The 1242-nt window shown below is 61.3% G+C and carries 2 protein-coding genes; both read left to right on the top strand.

Translation table 11 applies throughout. The features are described from left to right. Positions 1-227 (top strand): hypothetical protein (locus ACTJI6_RS24035; protein ID WP_440804279.1); only part of this gene is annotated, 227 nt, incomplete at its 5' end. A 2-nt stretch (positions 228-229) separates the two neighbouring features. Beyond that, on the top strand, positions 230-1242 hold a 1013-nt coding region (locus ACTJI6_RS24030; protein ID WP_440804277.1), incomplete at its 3' end, for a hypothetical protein.

Here is a 1242-nt window from a genome sequence, read left to right as displayed (position 1 = left end):
GCGGAGCCGCCTCGGGCGGATGGTGGGGTAGCCCTGTCGGGCATACCGAGGTGGTGGATTTTGCCGGTGCGCCGAGCAAAGGCGATGCTGTCAGGACCAACCTCTATGTCGGCACGGCAACGGTGGAGCCGGGCGACACCAGCCCGCGCACCCTGTCTGTTACGTCTCAGGGGACAGTCCTGACCCGCGCCACCACCCTTGTCCGCAAAGTTACGGAGATCGTCTGATCATGACCGCATATCTTTACCCCGGCGACCTGGCCGACCATCAGATCACCGCGACCCTGCGCGGCAAATCCCGGACCATTGAGCGGTATGGGGATGTGCCGGATGTGCTGAACGAAATCGCCTATGGAGGCCGGATCAATGAATTCGTCGATCTGGTCAGCGCCGACGCGGGGGTTTTGACCCAGCAGAGTGATGGCACGGCGGTCTTGGACCTGCGCGCGGAGACGGATGCGCGTGTGATCAATGGGGTGAACGCCGCCGGGCGCCCCATGCAGATTTCCGCCAGCCGCATGATGTCCAAGCACGGCTGGGCGCCCGCCGAGTATTACATGCTTGAGCAGGACGCGAACGAGGATTTCGTCATCGAGCGCGGTGAAAACTACCGCGAAATCTGGATTGGCAAACCCGGCACCGGATGGACAGTGGATAGCATTGCGGCGGCAGAAAGTCTGCTTGCCTCGGCAATCACTGGCGCTTGGCTTCTGGCCCATCCGACTTACGGCAGCACAGAAGGAGAAAAGGTTTCCGCTGCTGTTGGCAGGCTGATTATGTCTGCAATGCAGGCGGCGGCAACGGGCCACAAGATTAAGCCGTCCTGGGACGCCCATTTCGAAGCAGACGGGGATTACGCCGGGTTTAACATCAGTCCAAACTGGCATGGCGAAAGCCCGATCCACCCCTGCGTCTATCGCCGCTTCGGAAATGGGGAGGAGCCGAGGGGGATCACCTTCGGCGGCGGCAAACCTTTCTACCCGTCCAACCATGTCTTTATCGGCATTAGTCCCGACACCGCACAAACCCGGAATTTTGAGAACTGGCTGGTCGCAGACGCACGTCTGCGGAACCACTTCGGGTCAAATGCGGAGCGGGCTGCGGGACTGACGCTCTATCGAACGAAAACCCTCGATGAGCGAGACCTTGTGCCGAAGAACGGCGTCACCTGGTCCACCGTGGACGGACGTGCCGAGCGGATAGGCGGGTGCTACATCGCTGGAGTCGCTGGCCTCTACATGCT

This window comes from Paracoccus sp. 22332, from assembly GCF_052045125.1.
GTDB lineage: Bacteria > Pseudomonadota > Alphaproteobacteria > Rhodobacterales > Rhodobacteraceae > Paracoccus > Paracoccus haematequi_A.
Note: the sequence above shows the minus strand (reverse complement) of the source record. Positions and strands in the feature narration are given on the sequence as shown.